At 78.0% G+C, this 1,018-nt stretch carries 1 protein-coding gene; it reads left to right on the top strand.

Annotated features, from left to right (window positions below; all coding sequences use genetic code 11):
* Positions 1-129: 129 nt before the first annotated feature.
* Positions 130-993, top strand: a complete 864-nt coding sequence (locus tag E1283_RS36530) for a hypothetical protein (RefSeq protein WP_243745357.1) — start codon at positions 130-132, stop codon at positions 991-993.
* Positions 994-1,018: the final 25 nt, after the last annotated feature.

The raw sequence follows: 1,018 nt of genomic DNA, 5'->3' as shown, positions 1-1,018 counted from the left end.
CCGTCCCCACTCCGACCACCTCACCCGACGCCGCCCCCACGGAGCCACTCCGATGAGGCGGCGCGCCGCCGCCGGGGCCCGGCCGGTGAGCCGGCCCCGACCGCCAAGCCGCGCAGCGAAGGACGCACGATGAACGACCCCACCGGCGAACAGCCCCCCGCCCCGCCGCGAAGCGGCCCGACGCCGGCCGACGCGGCCGACGCGGCCCGGCTGGTCTCGTTCGGCCTGCAACCCAAGCTCTCCCCGGCGCGCGACGCCGAGTACGGCGGGCTGCTCCGGCGCTACCAGGAGGAGCCCCCCTTCGCCCGGCTCGCCGACGCCGTGGCCACCGGGCTCGGCCTGGTGGTGCTGGAGGTCTCCACCCGCGCCGGCATGGCCGTCGCCGCCGGCGAGGACTCCGTCTTCGCCGTCCGGATGGGCGAGTACGCGCGTCGCGCCACCGCCGACCCGGCCGACCGCTTCCTGCACGGCCTGGCCCATCTGGCCGTCGCCGCCCTCGCGTTCCCCCGCCCCGCCGACCTCGCCGACGACGGCTATCTCGGCCGGATCACGGTCAACGGCGTCGAGGCGTTCGTCCGCCAGGCCTGCCGCCGCCTGGAGGAGCGGGCCGCCGGCGAGGGCGAGAACACCGACCCGGTCAGCGACGCGCCGGGCCTGGAGGCCGCCTGGCGGGTGTACGCCCGCCGCAGCGCCACCGGCGCCACCAAGGACGCGCGGCGGCTCGCCGGCTCCACCACCGGCATCGTCGGCAAGGCCGTCGGCTTCCTCGCCGACTCCGGCTTCCTCCAGCGCACCGGGGACGACGGCGGCGGCACCTACCGCACCACCGCCCGCTACCAGCTCCAGGTCCGCGAGCTGGCCGCGACCGGCGCCATGGCCGAGCTGCTGGAGCTCGGCATCGTGCCGGTCAGCGACGGCAGCGCCTCGCTGCTGGCCGCCGAGACCGACGACGGCGCGCTGGTCGACGGCGCCGGCCTCCCCTTCCACGGCTGACCCCGCACACCCCGCACCACCGCAC

Origin of the sequence: Streptomyces hainanensis, from assembly GCF_004348415.1 — a bacterium.
GTDB classification, from domain to species: Bacteria; Actinomycetota; Actinomycetes; order Streptomycetales; family Streptomycetaceae; genus Streptomyces; species Streptomyces hainanensis.
Note: the sequence above shows the minus strand (reverse complement) of the source record. Positions and strands in the feature narration are given on the sequence as shown.